General features: G+C 62.8%; 17 protein-coding genes. 12 read left to right on the top strand and 5 right to left on the bottom strand.

Features of this window, described 5'->3' with window-relative positions; translation table 11 throughout:
- Window positions 1-17 precede the first annotated feature (17 nt).
- The 9 genes from ACNFH5_RS10535 to cyoE all read left to right on the top strand — a co-directional run bounded on the left by ACNFH5_RS10535 (window position 18) and on the right by cyoE (window position 12,083).
- The gene (locus tag ACNFH5_RS10535) at window positions 18-917 is read left to right on the top strand and encodes an OmpA family protein (RefSeq protein ID WP_416745755.1); all 900 of its coding nucleotides are present in this window, start codon (window positions 18-20) and stop codon (window positions 915-917) included.
- A 261-nt stretch (window positions 918-1,178) separates the two neighbouring features.
- Window positions 1,179-3,365 carry a type I secretion system permease/ATPase gene (locus tag ACNFH5_RS10530; protein ID WP_416745753.1) on the top strand — a complete coding sequence of 729 codons (2,187 nt, stop codon included), beginning with the start codon at window positions 1,179-1,181 and terminating at the stop codon, window positions 3,363-3,365.
- A 6-nt stretch (window positions 3,366-3,371) separates the two neighbouring features.
- Window positions 3,372-4,679 carry an HlyD family type I secretion periplasmic adaptor subunit gene (locus ACNFH5_RS10525; RefSeq protein ID WP_416745751.1) on the top strand — a complete coding sequence of 436 codons (1,308 nt, stop codon included), beginning with the start codon at window positions 3,372-3,374 and terminating at the stop codon, window positions 4,677-4,679.
- A gap of 283 nt (window positions 4,680-4,962) precedes the next feature.
- Entirely contained in the window at window positions 4,963-6,288 is a 1,326-nt protein-coding gene (locus ACNFH5_RS10520) for a TolC family protein (protein WP_416745749.1), read from the top strand.
- A gap of 927 nt (window positions 6,289-7,215) precedes the next feature.
- A complete protein-coding gene (gene cyoA / locus ACNFH5_RS10515; protein ID WP_416745747.1) occupies window positions 7,216-8,196 on the top strand; it encodes a ubiquinol oxidase subunit II in 981 nt (326 codons plus the stop codon).
- Between the two features lie 6 nt (window positions 8,197-8,202).
- Window positions 8,203-10,185 carry a cytochrome o ubiquinol oxidase subunit I gene (cyoB, locus tag ACNFH5_RS10510; protein ID WP_416745745.1) on the top strand — a complete coding sequence of 661 codons (1,983 nt, stop codon included), beginning with the start codon at window positions 8,203-8,205 and terminating at the stop codon, window positions 10,183-10,185.
- A 4-nt stretch (window positions 10,186-10,189) separates the two neighbouring features.
- A complete protein-coding gene (gene cyoC / locus ACNFH5_RS10505; RefSeq protein ID WP_015475724.1) occupies window positions 10,190-10,819 on the top strand; it encodes a cytochrome o ubiquinol oxidase subunit III in 630 nt (209 codons plus the stop codon).
- A complete protein-coding gene (gene cyoD, locus ACNFH5_RS10500; protein ID WP_024765643.1) occupies window positions 10,819-11,184 on the top strand; it encodes a cytochrome o ubiquinol oxidase subunit IV in 366 nt (121 codons plus the stop codon). Before cyoC ends, cyoD begins: the two co-directional genes overlap by 1 nt.
- 11 nt (window positions 11,185-11,195) lie before the next feature.
- Window positions 11,196-12,083 (top strand): heme o synthase, encoded by an 888-nt coding sequence (gene cyoE, locus ACNFH5_RS10495; RefSeq protein ID WP_065084247.1) that lies wholly within the window; start codon window positions 11,196-11,198, stop codon window positions 12,081-12,083.
- Window positions 12,084-12,288: 205 nt separating this feature from the next.
- On the opposite strand, the gene ACNFH5_RS10490 is transcribed toward cyoE, so the two are convergent.
- From ACNFH5_RS10490 to ACNFH5_RS10480, 3 genes are all read right to left on the bottom strand, one after another.
- Entirely contained in the window at window positions 12,289-13,587 is a 1,299-nt protein-coding gene (locus ACNFH5_RS10490; protein WP_416745742.1) for an NAD(P)/FAD-dependent oxidoreductase, read from the bottom strand.
- A 53-nt stretch (window positions 13,588-13,640) separates the two neighbouring features.
- The gene (locus ACNFH5_RS10485) at window positions 13,641-13,811 is read right to left on the bottom strand and encodes a DUF3094 domain-containing protein (protein WP_416745740.1); all 171 of its coding nucleotides are present in this window, start codon (window positions 13,809-13,811) and stop codon (window positions 13,641-13,643) included.
- Window positions 13,812-13,905: 94 nt separating this feature from the next.
- Entirely contained in the window at window positions 13,906-14,535 is a 630-nt protein-coding gene (locus ACNFH5_RS10480; RefSeq protein ID WP_416745738.1) for a DUF1780 domain-containing protein, read from the bottom strand.
- A 121-nt stretch (window positions 14,536-14,656) separates the two neighbouring features.
- Here ACNFH5_RS10480 and ACNFH5_RS10475 point away from each other — a divergent pair, with 121 nt between their 5' ends.
- From ACNFH5_RS10475 to ACNFH5_RS10465, 3 genes are all read left to right on the top strand, one after another.
- Complete coding sequence (locus tag ACNFH5_RS10475) at window positions 14,657-15,091, top strand: FAD/FMN-containing dehydrogenase (RefSeq protein WP_416746436.1); 435 nt, start codon at window positions 14,657-14,659, stop codon at window positions 15,089-15,091.
- On the top strand, window positions 15,088-15,777 hold the full coding sequence (locus tag ACNFH5_RS10470; RefSeq protein WP_416745736.1) for an energy-coupling factor ABC transporter permease: 690 nt from the start codon (window positions 15,088-15,090) through the stop codon (window positions 15,775-15,777). Before ACNFH5_RS10475 ends, ACNFH5_RS10470 begins: the two co-directional genes overlap by 4 nt.
- Before the next feature lie 106 nt (window positions 15,778-15,883).
- On the top strand, window positions 15,884-16,099 hold the full coding sequence (locus ACNFH5_RS10465; RefSeq protein ID WP_416745734.1) for a hypothetical protein: 216 nt from the start codon (window positions 15,884-15,886) through the stop codon (window positions 16,097-16,099).
- A gap of 186 nt (window positions 16,100-16,285) precedes the next feature.
- Here the strand turns inward: ACNFH5_RS10465 and yacG are convergent, their stop codons facing one another.
- Complete coding sequence (yacG, locus tag ACNFH5_RS10460) at window positions 16,286-16,489, bottom strand: DNA gyrase inhibitor YacG (RefSeq protein ID WP_416745732.1); 204 nt, start codon at window positions 16,487-16,489, stop codon at window positions 16,286-16,288.
- Window positions 16,486-17,094 (bottom strand): dephospho-CoA kinase, encoded by a 609-nt coding sequence (gene coaE / locus ACNFH5_RS10455; RefSeq protein ID WP_416745730.1) that lies wholly within the window; start codon window positions 17,092-17,094, stop codon window positions 16,486-16,488. Before coaE ends, yacG begins: the two co-directional genes overlap by 4 nt.
- Window positions 17,095-17,097 lie beyond the last annotated feature (3 nt).

Here is a 17,097-nt window from a genome sequence, read left to right as displayed (position 1 = left end):
ACCAGAGAGTTTTGACAATGAAATCGTCTATCAAGCGCCAGTGGTCCCTGACGCTGGCAGCCCTGGCTGTGATGGCCGCTGTCCATGCTCCGCAAAGCATGGCCTTCGAGCTTAATCAGAAGATCTATGGCGAGACTTACCAGCGGACAGAATCCGTCATCGCCCAGCAGGCCCAGATCGTGATGTTCCGTGGCCACGACGACGGCAAGAATGCCGCCCACGTTTACATCGACGGCCAACTGCACAGCGCTCTCATGCCTGGAGGCTATACCGTGTTCTGCACGCCTGCAGGCGAGCACTCGGTAGAGTCCTATATCGGCGATGAGCCGCTATACACCGGCAAGCGCAATCCGCAGAGCTACGCGAAATTCGACGGCGGCCGCACCTATGTTCTGGAAACGCCAGTCGTCCCGAACCAGAGCACCCCGATCGTGCACAGCGGTCAGGACGCCGAGCAGAGCCTGCAGGGCATGCGCCGGCAGATTCATGTGATCAGCCGTGCCGCTTCCGTGGTGCCGTGCCAGACCCAGACCAAGCTGAGCCTGCGCAGCGACGTGTTGTTCAAGTTTGGCAAGAGCGGCTACAACGACCTGACACCCGAAGGTCATGCCCAGCTGCGTCAGGTAGTCGAAGAGATCAATCAGAAGCAAGAGAACATCACCAGCATCGAAGTGGTGGGCCACGCCGACCCGATTGGTAAAGCTCAAGCGAACCTGCGCTTGTCCGAGCAGCGCGCCGAGACGGTACGCGCCGCGCTGCTGGATAGCGGTGTACAGAGCCAACTGGTGCATGCCAGCGGTCGCGGCAGCTCCGAGCCGGTGGTGCAGTGCAACTCCGGGGCGCGCAGCCAGAATATTGCCTGTAACGCGCCGAACCGCCGCGTTGAGCTGATCATCCAGAACACCGCGGGCAACTGATCCAACTCACTTTCCATCTCCCGCCTGATCCCGCCGGGACGTGCCATCGCGGCACGGTTCTGGCGGGATCTTTTCTCGCTGTATCCCTGCCCCCTCGCGCTGGCCTCTCTCTTATCCCCCCTTGAGACCGCACACCCCGCATTGCCCCAGGCAGGTGAGGGAAAGGTACCCCAGTCCAATCAGTCTTTTCCGATGCCGCCGGAAACGGCGCATTTCTACCATGCGGACAGTTTTTCCTCCCTGGTCCCTGAAGGTGTGCCCATGAATCCCTCTTTAACGCCCGAGGCCGTTGTCGACCTGGGCGTTGCTTCCGACAGCGACAGTCTGTTGGCCGGTGTGCGCTGGTTCTGCGCGCACTTCAAGCGACCAGCGAGCCTTGAGTCTCTTTATGCCGGATTGCCGCGCGATCAGCGCCTGAGACCCAGCCTGGTGGTGCGCATGCTCGAACAGGCCGGTATCGGGGCGGGCTGGGTGAAGCGACGCCCGGCCGAGCTGTCCTCCTACCTGTTCCCGCTGATGCTGCTGTTCCGCAATGGCGAAGCCCGTATCCTGGTGGCCCGCCGGGGTGAAGAATTCGACCTGATCATCCCCGAAGCTGGCGGCGGCACCATCACCCTGAGTGCGGAAGAGCTGCAGGAGAATTACCTGGGCTACGCGCTGCTGGTGCGGCCCAAGGCGGCGCCGGATGCGCGCACCGAAATTCCGCGCGGGGAGAGCAAGGGCCACTGGCTGTTCTCCACCCTGTGGAACTACCGCCGCTTTTACTACAGCGGTGCGCTGGCGACCGTGCTGATCAACATCCTGGCGCTGGCCAGCACCTTCTTCATCATGAACGTCTATGACCGCGTCGTGCCCAACCAGGCCTATGTGACGCTTTGGTCTTTGGCGGCGGGTGTAGTGATGGCGATCGCCTTCGAATTCACCTCGCGCCAGGTTCGCGCCTACCTGATCGATACTGCCGGCAAGAAGGCCGACCTGATCCTCGGCGCGAAGCTGTTCCGTCAGTTGCTGGAGGTGCGACTGGAGCACAAGCCGCCGTCCGCCGGCTCCTTCGCCAACCAGTTCCGCGAGTTCGAGTCGGTGCGTGACTTCATCACCTCGGCATCCCTGGCGACCCTGGCGGACCTGCCGTTCTGCACTCTGTTCGTCTTGGTGCTGTTCCTCATCGGCGGCCCACTGGCGATGGTGCCGCTGGGGTCGATGTTTGTCCTGCTCGGCGTGTGTGCCTACATCCAGTTGCCGCTATCGCGCTACATGAAGGAGAACCTTCGCGAGGCCTCGCAGAAACACGGCCTGCTGATCGAGGCGATCGAGGGTGTCGAGACGCTCAAGGCGACACACGCCGAGGGCAGCATGCTGCGTCGCTGGGAAGATTTCAGCGCGCAACTGGCGGCTTCGTCGATCAAGACCAAATCCCTGTCGAACTTGGCCGCCAACTCGGTTTCGCTGATCACTCAGATGACCACGGTGGTCCTGGTCTTGTGGGGCGTGTATCGCATCGGTGATGGCGACATGACCCAGGGCGCCTTGGTCGGCATGGTGTTGCTCAGTGGCCGCGCGCTTGCGCCGCTGGCCAGTGCCGTGGGCCTGGCCGTGCGTTACCAGCAGGCCAAGACCGCGCTGAACTCGCTGAATCAGTTGATGGAAATTCCCACGGTTCGCGACAACAGCCGCCGTTATCTGGACGCGCCGAAGAACGCGACGCTGTCGTTGCGCAAGCTGAAATTCTCCTATCCGGCTCCGCCGATGCAACCGCGGCCGACCGTGCTGAACAACATCAACCTGAGCATCAAGCACGGCGAGCGCGTTGCCATTGTCGGCAGTATCGGCAGCGGAAAATCCACGCTGCTGAGGGTCATGGCTCGCCTCTACCAGCCGGTGGAAGGCCAACTGCTGGTCAACGGCATCGATGCCGAGCAGATCGACCCGGCGGACTGGAATTCCACGGTCGGTTTCGTTGGCCAGGATGCGCGACTGTTCTTCGGTTCACTGCGTGACAACCTGCTGATCGGCAACCCGTCTGCGACCAGCGAGGAAGTGCTGCATGTGATGCGCCTGACCGGCCTGGACGCCATTGTCGCGGGTCATCCGCAAGGCTTCGACCGCCCGGTGGGGGAAATGGGCCAGGCGCTTTCCGGTGGTCAACGGCAGCTCGTCGCCCTGGCGCGCTCCCTGTTGTTGCATCCCCAGGTGCTGCTGCTGGACGAGCCTACCAGCGGCATGGATATGCAGACCGAACGCCAGTTCCTGCAACGCCTGGAGACCGCTACCCGGGGCTGCACGCTGGTGGTGGTGACGCACCGCTTCTCGGTGCTGGAGCAGATCGAGCGACTGATAGTTATCGATGCCGGCCAGATCGTCGCCGACGGCCCGAAGGGCGAAGTGCTGCGCGCCCTGCAGGCCAACAACTCCACGGCGCCGGGCAAGGCTCCGGCCGCCGCCAGGTAAACCCTCATGACCGATACTCCAACCAAGCCGGCAACGGTGCCCGCCGTCGCTCAGCCCAAAAAGGCCGTAGCGACCACGAACGTTTCTCCTTACTCGAAAGAAGTCGCACGGCTGCGCGACAACGACATTGCCTATGTCTCGGACCTGCAGGCAGCGCTGATCGCCCAGAAGACCACCGCGAGCATGGTGGTGCTGTTGCTGATCGCCGCGGTGTTCTTCGGTCTGCTCATCTGGGCCTATTTCGCTCGGGTGGAAGAAATCACCAAGGGCGAGGGCCGGGTGATCCCGTCCAGTCGCGAGCAGGTTATCCAGAGCCTGGAAGGCGGCATCCTCGAGCAGATGAACGTGCGCGAGGGCGATGTGGTGGAGGCCGGGCAGGTCCTGCTGAAGATCGACCCGACCCGTGCCGGCGCCTCCTATCGCGAGGCGCAGTCGAAAGCCCTGGCGCTGAAGGGGCAGCTCGCCCGCCTGCGCTCGGAGGCCTACGGTCAGCCGCTGGTGTTCCCTGCGGATGTGATCGCCGTGCCGTCGATCGTCAGTGCCGAGACCGAGGCTTACAACGCCCGTAAACAAGCTCTGGACGAGGGCATTTCGGGGCTGCAGAAGAGCCTGTCACTGGCGAACGGTGAACTGGCCGTCTCGGAGCGCCTGGCCAAGCAAGGCCTGATCTCCGACGTCGAAATCCTGCGCATGAAACGCCAGGCCAACGAGTTCAACCTGCAGATCAGCGAGCGCCGTAACAAGTACCGCTCTGACGCCAACGCCGAACTGACCCGCGTCGAAAGTGAGCTCGCGCAGTCGGTGGAGAGCGCGGCGGGGCGCGAGGATGTGATGAAACGCACCACGCTGATGGCTCCCTTGAAGGGCATCGTGAAGAACGTGCGCGTCAACACCATCGGCGGCGTCATCCAGCAGGGCCAGGACATCATGGAAATCGTCCCGCTGGAGGACAAGCTGCTGGTGGAAGCCAAGATCCTGCCCTCCGACGTGGCATTCCTGCGCCCCGGGCTGGAGGCCACCGTGAAGATTTCCGCCTACGACTTCGCGATCTACGGCGGCCTCAGCGGCAAGGTCGAGCTCATCAGCCCGGACACCATCAAGGACGACGACCGCGCCCGCCAGCAGGGCAAGCCGGACACCTATTACCGCGTACTGATTCGCACCGACCAGGCCGAGCTCACTCGCGGCGACAAACACTTCCCGATCATCCCCGGTATGACCGCGACGGTCGAGATGCGTACCGGGGAGAAAACCATCCTGGACTACATCCTCAAACCCGCGCTCAAGGCGCGTGAGGCCTTCCGAGAGAGATAATGCAATGAGCAGCCGTACATTCAGCTTCCACCCATTCAATAATCACCGATGGTGTATCTGTCGCCCGGCTCTGGTCATTGCGATGTCGTCGCTGGCAGGCCTCGCCGATGCTTCTGCTGATGGCTTCAGCGACACGTTGACCTTCTACTCCGCGCCGAGATCGACTCAGGCTGCCGAACTGGCCCCGGCAGCTGTGGTTGTCGCCACGCCCTCGAGCGCTGCTCCGCTTGTCGAAAGCGCGAACGTAACCCTGGCAACTGCGTCCGTTGCTCCGGCCAGGCCGATGAAGCAAGTCGCCGAGCCCAAGCTGGACCTGAGTGTGCCGATAGGTGTCGGCGTTGGTACTTCGTTCGGCTCAGGCAGCAGTGTTTCCGCCCCCAGCCTAGGAAGCTCCGAGGCCTCGTTGGCGTACCTGCGCCAGATGGTCAGCACCGCGTTGCAGATCAGCCCGGAGATGAAGCAGGCCGATGCCAACTGGCAGGCTGCCAAAGGTGATGTGGACCAGGCCAAGGGCGCACGCTGGCCGCAGGTCCAGGTCAGCGCGGCCTCGAAGTCCTGGCAGAGCAAGAAGAGCGACCAGTACGACAACAGCGGCAGCACCACCGTGCAAATGACTACGCCGATCTATGACTTCGGCACCATCGGCCACACCATCGATAGCCGTGAGAAAACCGCGAATGCGCAGCAGGAAGCGATGGCGCAGTCGGAGGTCACCGTTGCGTACAACACGGCGTCGGCCGTGGTGGAGTTGGCTCACCAGCAACAGGCGCTGGAGATCAGTGACCAGTACGTGACCCGCATGCGTGAGTTGGTGGACATGCTGTCGAAAATCGCCCAGGTGGACCCCGGTCGAGCCAGTGAGGCAGTGCAGGCTCGCTCGCGCCTCCTGCAGGCGGAGACCGCGCGTGACACGGTGCAAGCCAAGCTCGAGGAAGTGAAAACCACCCTGGCCAGACTGGTCGGCGAAGACGTAACGGTGCCGGCCAATGCGAAATGGGACTGGACTCCTATGCCGTTGGATCAGGCGCTGGCTCAGTTGTCGGATGTGCCGGCGATTCGCCAGGCACGCTGGGAGCAGGAGGCGGCGCTGGCCAACGCGGACTCGGTGAAGTCCTCGCGCATGCCGAAGCTGAACTGGGTCCTCGGGCGCAGTGCCGGTGGCAACATGATGAACAACGATGTGCCCTGGTCGACGGGCCTTGCTGTGGAGTGGACGGCCTTCACCGGTGGTTCGGCATCGGCGGCGCAGCGTGCGGCCTACTCGCGGGCCAGCGCGGCGGAGCAGAAAATGGAAGCGACCCGTCGTGAGTCGGAGTACACCATTCGCAACCTGGCCCAGCAGCGTGATCTGTCGGCCGCCCGGGCGGCCGACTACAAGGACTTGCTCACCGAGTCCGATCGGGTCCGCAAGATGTTCTATGACCAGTGGTACCACTTGGGCAAGCGCACCCTGCTGGATGTGCTGATCGCCGAGAACGAGTACTACTCCCACCAGCTCGAAGCGTCGGATACCTACTACAACTCGGTCACCTCCGATCTGCGCATTCGTGCCGAGACCAGCGGTCTGATGGCCTGGCTGGCGCCCGGGCACGAAGCCTCCAGCTACTGATCGACAGCGCTCGGTGTCGGGAGCGTTTTCGCCCCGGGTATTTCATCTTCCTGCCATGGCCGTCTCGGCGGCCATGGCAGCCGAGTTCGTCCCTGGAACCATACGAGCATGTCGTGGGATCGATCTGATTCTCCGGGTACTGTCGTCACAAATTGAATGACTTTCAGTCTTGCAAAAATTCCAGTGCGTCGATGTGTCGCAGGGTGCGCAAGGCGTTAACGCTTCTTTCGCAACGGTTCTTGATCCCCATCATGGCAAGGTCTTTGCCAAAGGCGTTGGCACCTCCTGATGCCCTCTTGGTGATGGGCTGGAAGCCCCGTGTTTCACGGTTCTGACACAGTCGTGTGGCACGCGCGTGCAAGCCCCTGGCAGCGAGGGGAAACCTTGCGCCATTGGTAGGAGTTGATCGTTTTCTGAGCGATTTCAGGCGGGACTGTTTCTCGAGCTGAGAAAATATCTTGTTAAAAATGGGCGGAATGGGCCTTGAAAGGCGTTTCTGAAATGCTTTGTAATACCCGCCGTCCATTTCCTACCCCCAAATCGCTGAGTCGCACTGACGCAGATCATGGCCAGTGTTCACCCTTCGGTGCAGCGGCATAACAACAGGGGGCTGCCATCGGTGGGCTCCTGTCATCTGACGAGTCGGGCAATCCGCTCGTGCAATCGGTGTGCGACGCGCGTGCTTCAACAAGCCGCCAGTCCAGACACCACACGCTGAATACTCACGGAACGAATCAGCTGACGAAATCGGTTTCGCATCGCGAAGACCGGGCGACCTCCCTTTGCCTGGAATCCTTGCGGCCGCATTCGTGAATCCATGACAGCCCTGGCAGGCGACCTGGAAAGGTCGCGGGTAACGAGTCGTCGAGCGATGCGTGGCGAAGGCTCATGGGCGGTGAAGCGATTTTCATCCACTAAGGCCGCAAGATGAAAAAAGAGCAGTACACAGGAATTTTGAAGAGACTTGCGTGGCTGCCGATGCTGATGCTCGGTGGTTGCAACATGGCGCTGTTCGACCCGAAAGGGCAGGTCGGCGCTGACGAGAAGTCCCTGATCATCACGGCAACCCTGCTGATGCTGATCGTGGTGGTGCCGGTCATCCTGATGACCTTCGCGTTCGCCTGGAAATACCGGGCTTCGAACACCAAGGCCACCTACATGCCGGACTGGTCCCACTCGACCAAGATCGAGCTGGTGGTATGGCTGGTTCCCTGCCTGATCATCGCCGTGCTCGGCTGGATCACCTGGGAGAGCACCCACAAGCTGGACCCTTACCGTCCGCTGGACTCCGAGGTCAAGCCGGTGACCATCCAGGCCATCTCGCTGGACTGGAAGTGGCTGTTCATCTACCCGGAACAGGGCATCGCCACCGTCAACGAAATCGCCTTCCCGAAAGACACCCCGGTGAACTTCCAGATCACCTCGGATTCGGTGATGAACTCGTTCTTCATCCCGCAACTGGGTAGCCAGATCTATTCCATGGCCGGGATGCTCACCAAGCTGCACCTGATCGCCAACGAAGAAGGCGTGTTCGACGGCATCTCCGCGAACTACAGCGGCGGCGGTTTCTCGGGCATGAAGTTCAAGGCCATCTCCACCTCCGAGCAGGGCTTCCAGGACTGGGTCGCGAAGGTCAAGGCCTCGCAGCAGACCCTGAACCTGGATCAGTACCCGGAGCTGGTGAAACCGACCGAGAACGTTCCGGCGACCTACTTCGCAACCGTCAGCCCCGAGCTGTTCTCCCAGGTTCTGAACAAGTGGGAACACGCCGGCCACGCCATGGCGAAAGCCGAGCAGGCGGCCAAGGGTGAACACGGCGAAGCGCATGACGAGGCCGCCATGGCGGGCCACGACATGAGCAACATGCAAGGCATGCAGGGCATGCAAATGAATCCGAGCCAGGAGTAACCGCAGATGTTCGGGAAACTGACACTGTCGGCCGTGCCGTATCACGAGCCGATCATCGTCATCACGCTGGCCATCGTCGCCCTGTTGGGCCTCGGTGTGTTCGGCGCGATCACTTACTACCGCAAGTGGACCTACCTGTGGACCGAATGGCTGACGTCCATCGACCACAAGAAAATCGGCGTGATGTACATCATCGTCGCCCTGGTCATGCTGCTACGCGGCTTCGCCGACGCCATCATGATGCGCGGCCAGCTCGCGCTGGCTGAAGGCGCCAACCACGGCTACCTGCCGCCGGAACACTACGACCAGATCTTCACCGCTCACGGCGTGATCATGATCATCTTCATGGCCATGCCCTTCATGACCGGTCTGATGAACCTGGCCGTGCCGCTGCAGATCGGCGCACGCGACGTGGCGTTCCCCTTCCTGAACTCCCTGAGCTTCTGGCTGCTGGTCGTCAGCGCCATGCTGGTGAACGTCTCGCTGGGTCTGGGCGAATTCGCCCGTACCGGTTGGGTCGCTTACCCGCCGCTGTCCGAACTGGCCTACAGCCCGGGCGTGGGTGTGGACTACTACATCTGGGCGCTGCAGATATCGGGTATGGGTACCTTGCTAACGGGTATCAACTTCCTGGTCACCGTGTTCAAGATGCGCACCCCCGGCATGAAGCTGATGCAGATGCCGATCTTCACCTGGACCTGCACCTTCGCCAACATCCTGATCGTTGCGTCGTTCCCGATCCTGACCGCAGCCCTGGGCCTGCTGTCGCTGGACCGCTACTTCGACATGCACTTCTTCACCAACGAGCTGGGCGGCAACGCCATGATGTACATCAACCTCTTCTGGGCCTGGGGCCATCCTGAGGTGTACATCCTGATCCTGCCGGCGTTCGGTATCTTCTCCGAAGTCACCGCGACCTTCGCTGGCAAGAAAATGTTCGGCTACACCTCGATGGTGTGGGCGAGCGCCGCGATCACCTTCCTCGGCTTCACCGTGTGGCTGCACCACTTCTTCACCATGGGTTCGGGCGGCGACGTCAACGGCTTCTTCGGCGTTGCGACCATGCTGATCTCCATCCCGACCGGGGTGAAGCTGTTCAACTGGCTGTTCACCATCTACCGTGGCCGCCTGCGCTTCGACACCCCGATCCTGTGGACCCTGGGCTTCATCGTCACCTTCACCATCGGTGGCATGACCGGCGTTCTGCTGGCCATTCCGGGCGCTGACTACCTGCTGCACAACAGCCTGTTCCTGATCGCCCACTTCCACAACACCATCATCGGTGGTGCGGTGTTTGGCTACCTGGCCGGCTTCGTCTTCTGGTTCCCGAAAGCCTTCGGCTTCAAGCTGGACGAGAAGTGGGGCAAGCGTTCCTTCTGGTGCTGGCTGGTCGGCTTCTACATGGCCTTCATGCCGCTGTACATACTCGGCTTCATGGGCATGACCCGTCGCCTGAACCACTACGACAACCCGATGTGGAAGCCGTACCTGGTGGTGGCGTTCTTCGGCGCTGTGCTGATCTTCTTCGGTATCGCCTGCCAGCTGATCCAGCTGCTGGTATCGATCAAGAACCGCAAGCAACTGGCCGACCTGACTGGCGACCCGTGGGGTGGCCGTACCCTGGAATGGTCCACTTCCTCGCCGCCGCCGTACTACAACTTCGCCGAACTGCCGAAGGTCAACGACATCGACGCGTTCCACGACATGAAGCAGACCGGTACCGCGTACCGCAAGCTGCCGGCCTACGCGCCGATCCACATGCCGAAGAACACCGCCGCTGGCTTCTCCATCGCCGTGTTCGCCTTCCTCTTCGGCTTCGCCGCCATCTGGCACATCTGGTGGCTGGTGGGTGTTGGCTTCGTCGGCATGATCGCCTCGGTCATCGTGCGCAGCTACATCACCGACGTGGACTATTACGTCCAGCCGGATGAGATCGAGCGCATCGAGAACGCCAACTTCCAGAAACTCGCCACCGCGCAGCAGGTATAAAACCATGTCGACGGCAGTACTGAATCAACACCTGGTCGATACGCACGAAGCGGCGCACGACCATGACCACGCCCACGACAGCGGCGGCATGACGGTCTTCGGCTTCTGGCTGTACCTGATGACCGACTGCATCCTGTTCGCGAGCGTCTTCGCCACCTACGCCGTGCTGGTCAACCACACGGCCGGCGGCCCGAGCGGCAAGGACATCTTCGAACTGCCCTACGTGGCCGTCGAAACCGCGATCCTGCTGATCTCCTCCTGCACCTACGGCCTGGCCATGCTGGCCGCGCACAAGGGTGCCAAGGGCAAGGCCATCGCCTGGCTGGGCGTGACCTTCCTCTGCGGCGCCGCGTTCATCGGCATGGAGCTCAACGAGTTCCATCACCTGATCGTCGAAGGCTTCGGCCCGAGCCGCAGCGCCTTCCTGTCGTCCTTCTTCACCCTGGTCGGCATGCACGGCCTGCACGTTTCCGCAGGCCTGCTGTGGATGCTGGTGCTGATGGCGCAGATCGGCACCCGCGGCCTGACCGCGCAGAACAACACCCGCATGATGTGCCTGAGCCTGTTCTGGCACTTCCTGGACATCGTCTGGATCTGCGTATTCACCGTCGTCTACCTGATGGGGGCTCTGTAATGTCCGCTGCTGCACATCATCACGACTCCCACGGCGCCCACGGCCACGATTCCCACGGTGCCGGCCACGGCAGTCTGGGTTCGTACGCCATCGGCTTCGTGCTCTCGGTGATCCTGACCGCTATCCCGTTCTACATGGTCATCGACGGTGGCTTCTCGCGTCACGCCACCCTGCTGACCATGGTGATCCTGGGCCTGGTTCAGGTCGTCGTGCACCTGATCTGCTTCCTGCACATGAACTTCAGCTCCGAAGGCCGCTGGAACGTCATGGCATTCATCTTCACCGCCATCATCATCCTGCTGGTGGTCGGTCTGTCGCTGTGGATTATCTACACCGCAGACACCCTGATGATGCCGATGCCCTGAGGGCCGATGCCGTGAAACTCAAGCGTTATCTCCTGGTCGCCAAGCCGGGCATCATCTTCGGAAACCTGATCGCGGTGGCGGGGGGTTACTTCCTCGCCGCTCGCGGCAGCGTTGACCCGATGCTGCTGCTGGCCACCGTGATCGGCCTGTCCCTGGTCGTTGCCAGCGGTTGTGTGTTCAACAACTGCATCGACCGCGACATCGATCGCTTCATGGAGCGTACCCGCAGCCGTGTCACCGTGACCGGGCAGATCTCGCTGAAGGCCGCCCTGGCCCACGGTGTGGTCCTCGGCGCGGCGGGCTTCGGCCTGCTGGCGTGGAAGACCAACGTGCAGGCGACCCTGCTCGCCGCGTTCGGCTTCTTCGTCTACGTCGTGCTCTACAGCCTCTGGCTCAAGCGCAGCTCGGTCTACGGCACGCTGGTCGGCAGTCTCTCCGGGGCCATGCCGCCGGTGGTGGGTTACTGTGCCGCCAGTGGTCACTTCGACATGGGCGCGGCGGTGCTGCTGTTGATCTTCTGCCTCTGGCAGATGCCCCACAGCTACGCCATCGCGATCTTCCGCCTCAACGACTACCGCGCGGCCGGAATTCCCGTGCTGCCGGTGGAGCGGGGCATCGAAGCGACCAAGAAGCAGATCCTCTACTACGTACTGGCCTTCGGCCTGGCGACCCTGCTGCTGACCGTGACCGGCTTCGCCGGCTACGGTTACCTGGTGGTGGCGCTGGCTGTCAGCGCCTGGTGGCTGTTCATCGCGGTGAAAGGCTTCAGTGCCGAAGATGACCGCCGCTGGGCACGTCAGTTGTTCGCTTTCTCCATCATCGCGATCAGCGTGCTGAGCCTGATGATGTCCATCGACTTCCAGGCCATCCCGGCCCAGTCGATGCTGGCGGCGCTGTAAGGCTGCTCGGCTGTAACGAAAAAGCCGCCCCTCGGGGCGGCTTTTTTGTGCCTGGTATTTATCGGCGATACAGCGTTGTGTAGGAGCGAGCCTGCTCGCGAACGCTCTTTGCCGGCAGCACAAGGCTAGGGCGGTTCGCGAGCGAGCTCGCTCCTACAAGGGGCAATTCCCGCAGGAGCGGACTTAACCCGCCATTGCTACCCGATCAATGCAGCTTCAAGCGTGGCTCGGTACTGCGCCCGATACGGTCCGCAATCATCAGCAGCGCCGTGCGGAACGGTCCATACAGCGCCATCTGGTGCATGCGGTACAGCGACACATAGAACATCCGCGCCAGCCAGCCTTCCAGCTTCACGCTGCCCATCAGGTTACCCATCAGGTTGCCCACCGCACTGAAGCGCGACAGCGAGATCAGCGAGCCGTAGTCGGTGTAGCGGTACTCCGGCAGCGGCTTGCCATCGAGCTTCGCGACCAGGGCCTTGGCCAGCAGCGAAGCTTGCTGGTGCGCGGCCTGGGCGCGCGGCGGCACGGTGCGTTCGCTGCCATCGCCCATCGGGCAGGCGGCACAGTCACCGAAGGCGAAGATGTTGTCGTCGCGGGTGGTCTGCAGCGTCGAGCGCACCACCAGTTGGTTGATACGGTTGGTTTCCAGGCCGTCGATCTCCTTGAGCAGGCTCGGCGCGCGGATGCCCGCCGCCCAGACCTTCAGGCTCGCCGGAATGAACTCGCCAGCCGAAGTCCGCAGGCCGTCGGCCGTCACTTCCTGTACCGCCGACCCGGTCGCCACGCGCACGCCGAGTTTCTCCAGAGTCTGATGGACCGGTTGGCTGATGCGCTCGGGCAGCGCCGGCAGCACGCGCGGGCCAGCCTCGATCAGGGTGATACGCATGTTCTGCGGCTGGATGCCGGTCAGGCCATAGGCCGCCAGCTCCTGCGCCGCATGGTGCAGCTCGGCCGACAGTTCGACACCCGTGGCGCCGGCGCCAACGATGGCGACGCTGATCTGGTCGTCCTTGTCCTGCCCGGCGTGGGCGCGCAGGTAGTGGGTCAGCAGTTGCTTGTGGAAGCGTTCGGCCTGCTCGCGGGTGTCCAGGAAGATGCAGTGATCCGCCGCTCCGGCAGTGCCGAAGTCGTTGGTGGTGCTGCCGATGGACAGGACCAGCGTGTCGTACTCCAGGCTGCGCGCAGGCACCAGTTCTTCGCCCTGCTCGTCGAGCGTGGCGGCGAGCTGGATACGCTTGCTCGCGCGGTCCAGGCCGTCGAGGCGGCCGAGCTGGAATTCGAAGTGGTTCCATTTCGCCTGGGCGACGTAGTTCAGCTCATCCTCGGAAGAGTTGAGCGAGCCGGCGGCGACTTCGTGCAGCAGGGGTTTCCAGATGTGGGTGAGGTTGGCGTCGACGAGCGTAATGCGCGCCTTGCCCTTTTTACCCAGGGTGCGGCCGAGACGGGTCGCGAGCTCCAGCCCGCCGGCGCCGCCGCCGACGATCACGATACGATGGGACATGGTGCATTCTCATAGCTTAAGGAATCCTGTATCGGCCCGTGGCGGCACGGCGCTCACGCAAGGTAGGCCAGGAGGCGGCTCAGCAAACCCAGGGCGATGACCACAGCGAGCAAGGCTCCCATCATCAGCCAGGGTTTGAACGGCGCTCGTTCGACCTGGTGCACGGGAGAGCTGAGGTAGTGATCGACCTTCTGCTGGTCTTCGGGGCTCAGGCGACTGGGCATGGGCGGCCTCCGTTTATAATGTCGAGCATTCTAGTAGGGCTTGGGCGGCCTCTCAATGCGCCGCCGATCAATGCAGCTTTGCGTCGGCGCCTATTTACAGGCCGACGCCCATGTCGAAAAGGATGCTGCGACCCAGGCTACTGCGCAGGAAGTCCGGCGCATCACTGTGGGCGAAGAGCACGCGGGCGAAAGTCGGGCCGACCACCGACAACGAGCGCCAACCCTGCCGCAGGTACTCGGTGGGCGGCGGAAAAGGGGTGTTGAAGTCCGGCGTCTCGCGCTTGAGGCTGACGAAGGCGAGGAGGTCCAGCTCACGTGGATCGATGCCGCGCTCGGTGTAGTTGTGCGCTTTCTTGCGCAGCGTCGGTGCCAGGCGCGCCTGCAGCTCCGCGCAGGGAATCCGCCGTGGTCGCTGCTCGCGGCGAATCAGTTGGTTGATGCTCTGGGCCATGCGCCGGCGTAGCAGTTCTTCCTTCCACTCCTCGTTGAGCCGGCGGCCCTGGTCGAGCACGAAGAACACCTCGAAGGTTGCGTCGCGGAACAATACGTCCGGCGGCTGCTGGGTTGGCGCAATGAAGTCTTCCTGGCGATACGGCACCTTCAGCGCCTGCAGCAGGCGCTGGCAGGCCCAGCACTCGCGCTCCCACTTGCGGGCGTTGGAGAGGAAGTCGTTGGCTTGTTCCGCCTGGCGCGTCAGCAGGCGCAGATAGTCGGACTCGTTCATGCCTCAAGCATAGTTGCTGGCAGGCACGGGCGGGCGCCGATGGCGGTGTAGACTGTTGCCAATCATTGACGGTTCCGGGAAAGGGGGAAGCGTGAGACGAGTGCTGGGCGGGATGCTGTTGATGGTGCTGGCGAGCGTGGCGTTGGCGCAGGAGTCGCCGGCCATCGGATGGACGCTGCTGGATCAGTTCGACAAGCCCTACACGGCGACAGCTGACCTGAAAGTGCTGCTGGTCGCCCACGACATGGCCGGCTCCAAGCTGGTGAAAGCCGCATTGGTGGATCGCCCGGCAGGCTATCTGGAGTCTCGTGGCGCGGTTTTTGTCGCCGACATCAGCCGCATGCCTGCGCCTATCTCGAAGCTGTTCGCGGTCCCCGCGATGCGTGACTACTCCTATCGCGTACTGCTGGACCGCGAGCCGCGCGTGGCCAATCGGTTCCCGGCCAAGGCCGACACGGTGACCTGGCTGCAGCTGGAGCAGGGCTCAGTCGTCGCCACCGAGCAGTTCGAGTCGGCTGAAGCCCTGCGCCAGGCGATGGAGCGGGGCACACCGTGATTGCCGCGCAGCTGCTGTCGGCGGAAACCCTGGAGATCGGCTGGGCGATCTACCTGCCCATCGTCGCCTGGGCCATCTGGCGCGCGCCTTGGCTGGAGCTGGTCAGCGACTTCCGCCGACAGCACCTGGTATTCGGCACCATGCTCGGGCTGTTCCTGCTCTGGCTGGTGCGGCGTGACTTCGCTTCCGGAGTGTCCTTCCATTTCATCGGCATGACCGCCGTGACCCTGCTGCTGGACTGGCCGCTGGCGATTATCGTCGGGCTGGTGGCGCAGATCGGCCTGTGCCTGATCGACCGCCAGGACTGGGCGGCCATCGGCGTCAACGGCATCCTGCTGATCCTGATTCCGGTGCTGATCACCGAGGTGGCGGCAATACTGGTGGAGCGCCGGCAGCCGCGCAACCTGTTCGTCTACATCTTCTGCTCGGGCTTCTTCCCAGCGGCGCTGGCGGCAGTGTGCAGCCTGTTGCTGGGCCTCGGACTGCTGTGGATGGACGGGTTGTTCCCCATGCCGCCGTGGATCGAGGACTTCATTGGCTACCTGTGGCTGATCATGTTCCCCGAGGCTTTCATCAACGGCACCATCGTCACCGGGCTGGTGGTCTTCTATCCGGACTGGCTGGAAACCTTCAACCGTACGCGCTACCTGCAAGCGCCGTGGAAGGATGACGATGAGTCGCGTTGATGTTCGGCCATCTGCTAGGTCCATTGCCCCCGCGGTTTGACCCAGGTCAGTTCGGAAACGTCCTGCGATCAGGGAAGCTTGGCCCCCATTCGCAAGGAGATTGCCGATGAGCATTCACAGCTGGGCCGAACAGCGCCTCAACGAACTGCTGATCGAAGCCGAAGCGGCCGGGCAGGACCCGCAACTGGTGGTGCGCGCGCTGCTCAGCGTGGTGGTGCAGGCCAACTCGCAGGTTCGAACGCAGGAAGACCTGGGCCACGAACTGCACTTCCTCGCCGACAACCTGGACGAGGAGCGGGACTACTCGTTCATGCGCCCCTGATTGAAGGCCCCCCCATCCGCGGGGCTTTTGCTCTGTTGTAGGAGCGAGCTTGCTCGCGAACGCTCTTCCTTGCCGCCCCGGCGCTCGGGCGGTTCGCGAGCAAGCTCGCTCCTGCAAAAGGCGCCATCACCGAGCTGGAATTATCAGACATAAAAAAGCCGCCCCGAAGGGCGGCTTTTTCACGGCTCAATGTCCGCGTGGCTTCTCCAGATCACCGGAGAACAGCTCATCCTCAAGGTTGTCGCCGGGAATGGCGTGCTCTTCCGCCGCCCAGGCGCCGAGGTCGATCAGCTTGCAGCGGTGCGAGCAGAAGGGGCGGTATTCATTCTTCGGGCTCCACTCCACGGGGGCGCCGCAGGTGGGGCATTCCACGGTCAAGGGTTGGCTCATGGTTGTCCTCCACGCAGGCCTAGATAGAACTGATGCAGACGCTCGACCTGCTGGTGCAGGTGGCCGAGGTCGCCATCGTTGAGCAGCACGTCGTCCGCGTGCTTGAGTCGGTCATCGCGCAAGGCCTGGGCCTTGAGAATCGAGCGGACCTGTTCTTCGGACACCTGGTCCCGGCGCATGGTGCGCTCCAGTTGCAGGTGTTCGGGGGTATCCACCACCAGCACGCGCTGTGCCATGCGGTACTGCCCGGACTCCACCAGTAGCGGCGAAACCAGGATGGCGTAGGGCGACTGCGCCTGCGCCAGGTTGCTGACGATCTCCTGGCCGATCAGCGGGTGCAGCAGCTGTTCCAGCCAGCGGCGTTCGTCTTCGGCCTTGAAGATGCGCTCGCGCAGGGCAGCACGATTGAGCTGGCCGTCCGGCAGCAGCATGGTGTCACCGAAGCGCTCGACAATCTTTGCCAGGGCAGGGCGGCCGGGCTCCACGACCCAGCGCGCGGCGTGGTCGGCATCAACCATATGTATGCCTAGCGAGGCGAAATGCTCGGCAGCGGCGCTCTTGCCGCTACCAATGCCGCCGGTGAGGCCCAGGATCCAGGGTTTCATGGT

The organism is Pseudomonas sp. NY15435, assembly GCF_048068295.1.
In the GTDB taxonomy this organism is placed as follows: Bacteria; Pseudomonadota; Gammaproteobacteria; order Pseudomonadales; family Pseudomonadaceae; genus Pseudomonas.
Note: the sequence above shows the minus strand (reverse complement) of the source record. Positions and strands in the feature narration are given on the sequence as shown.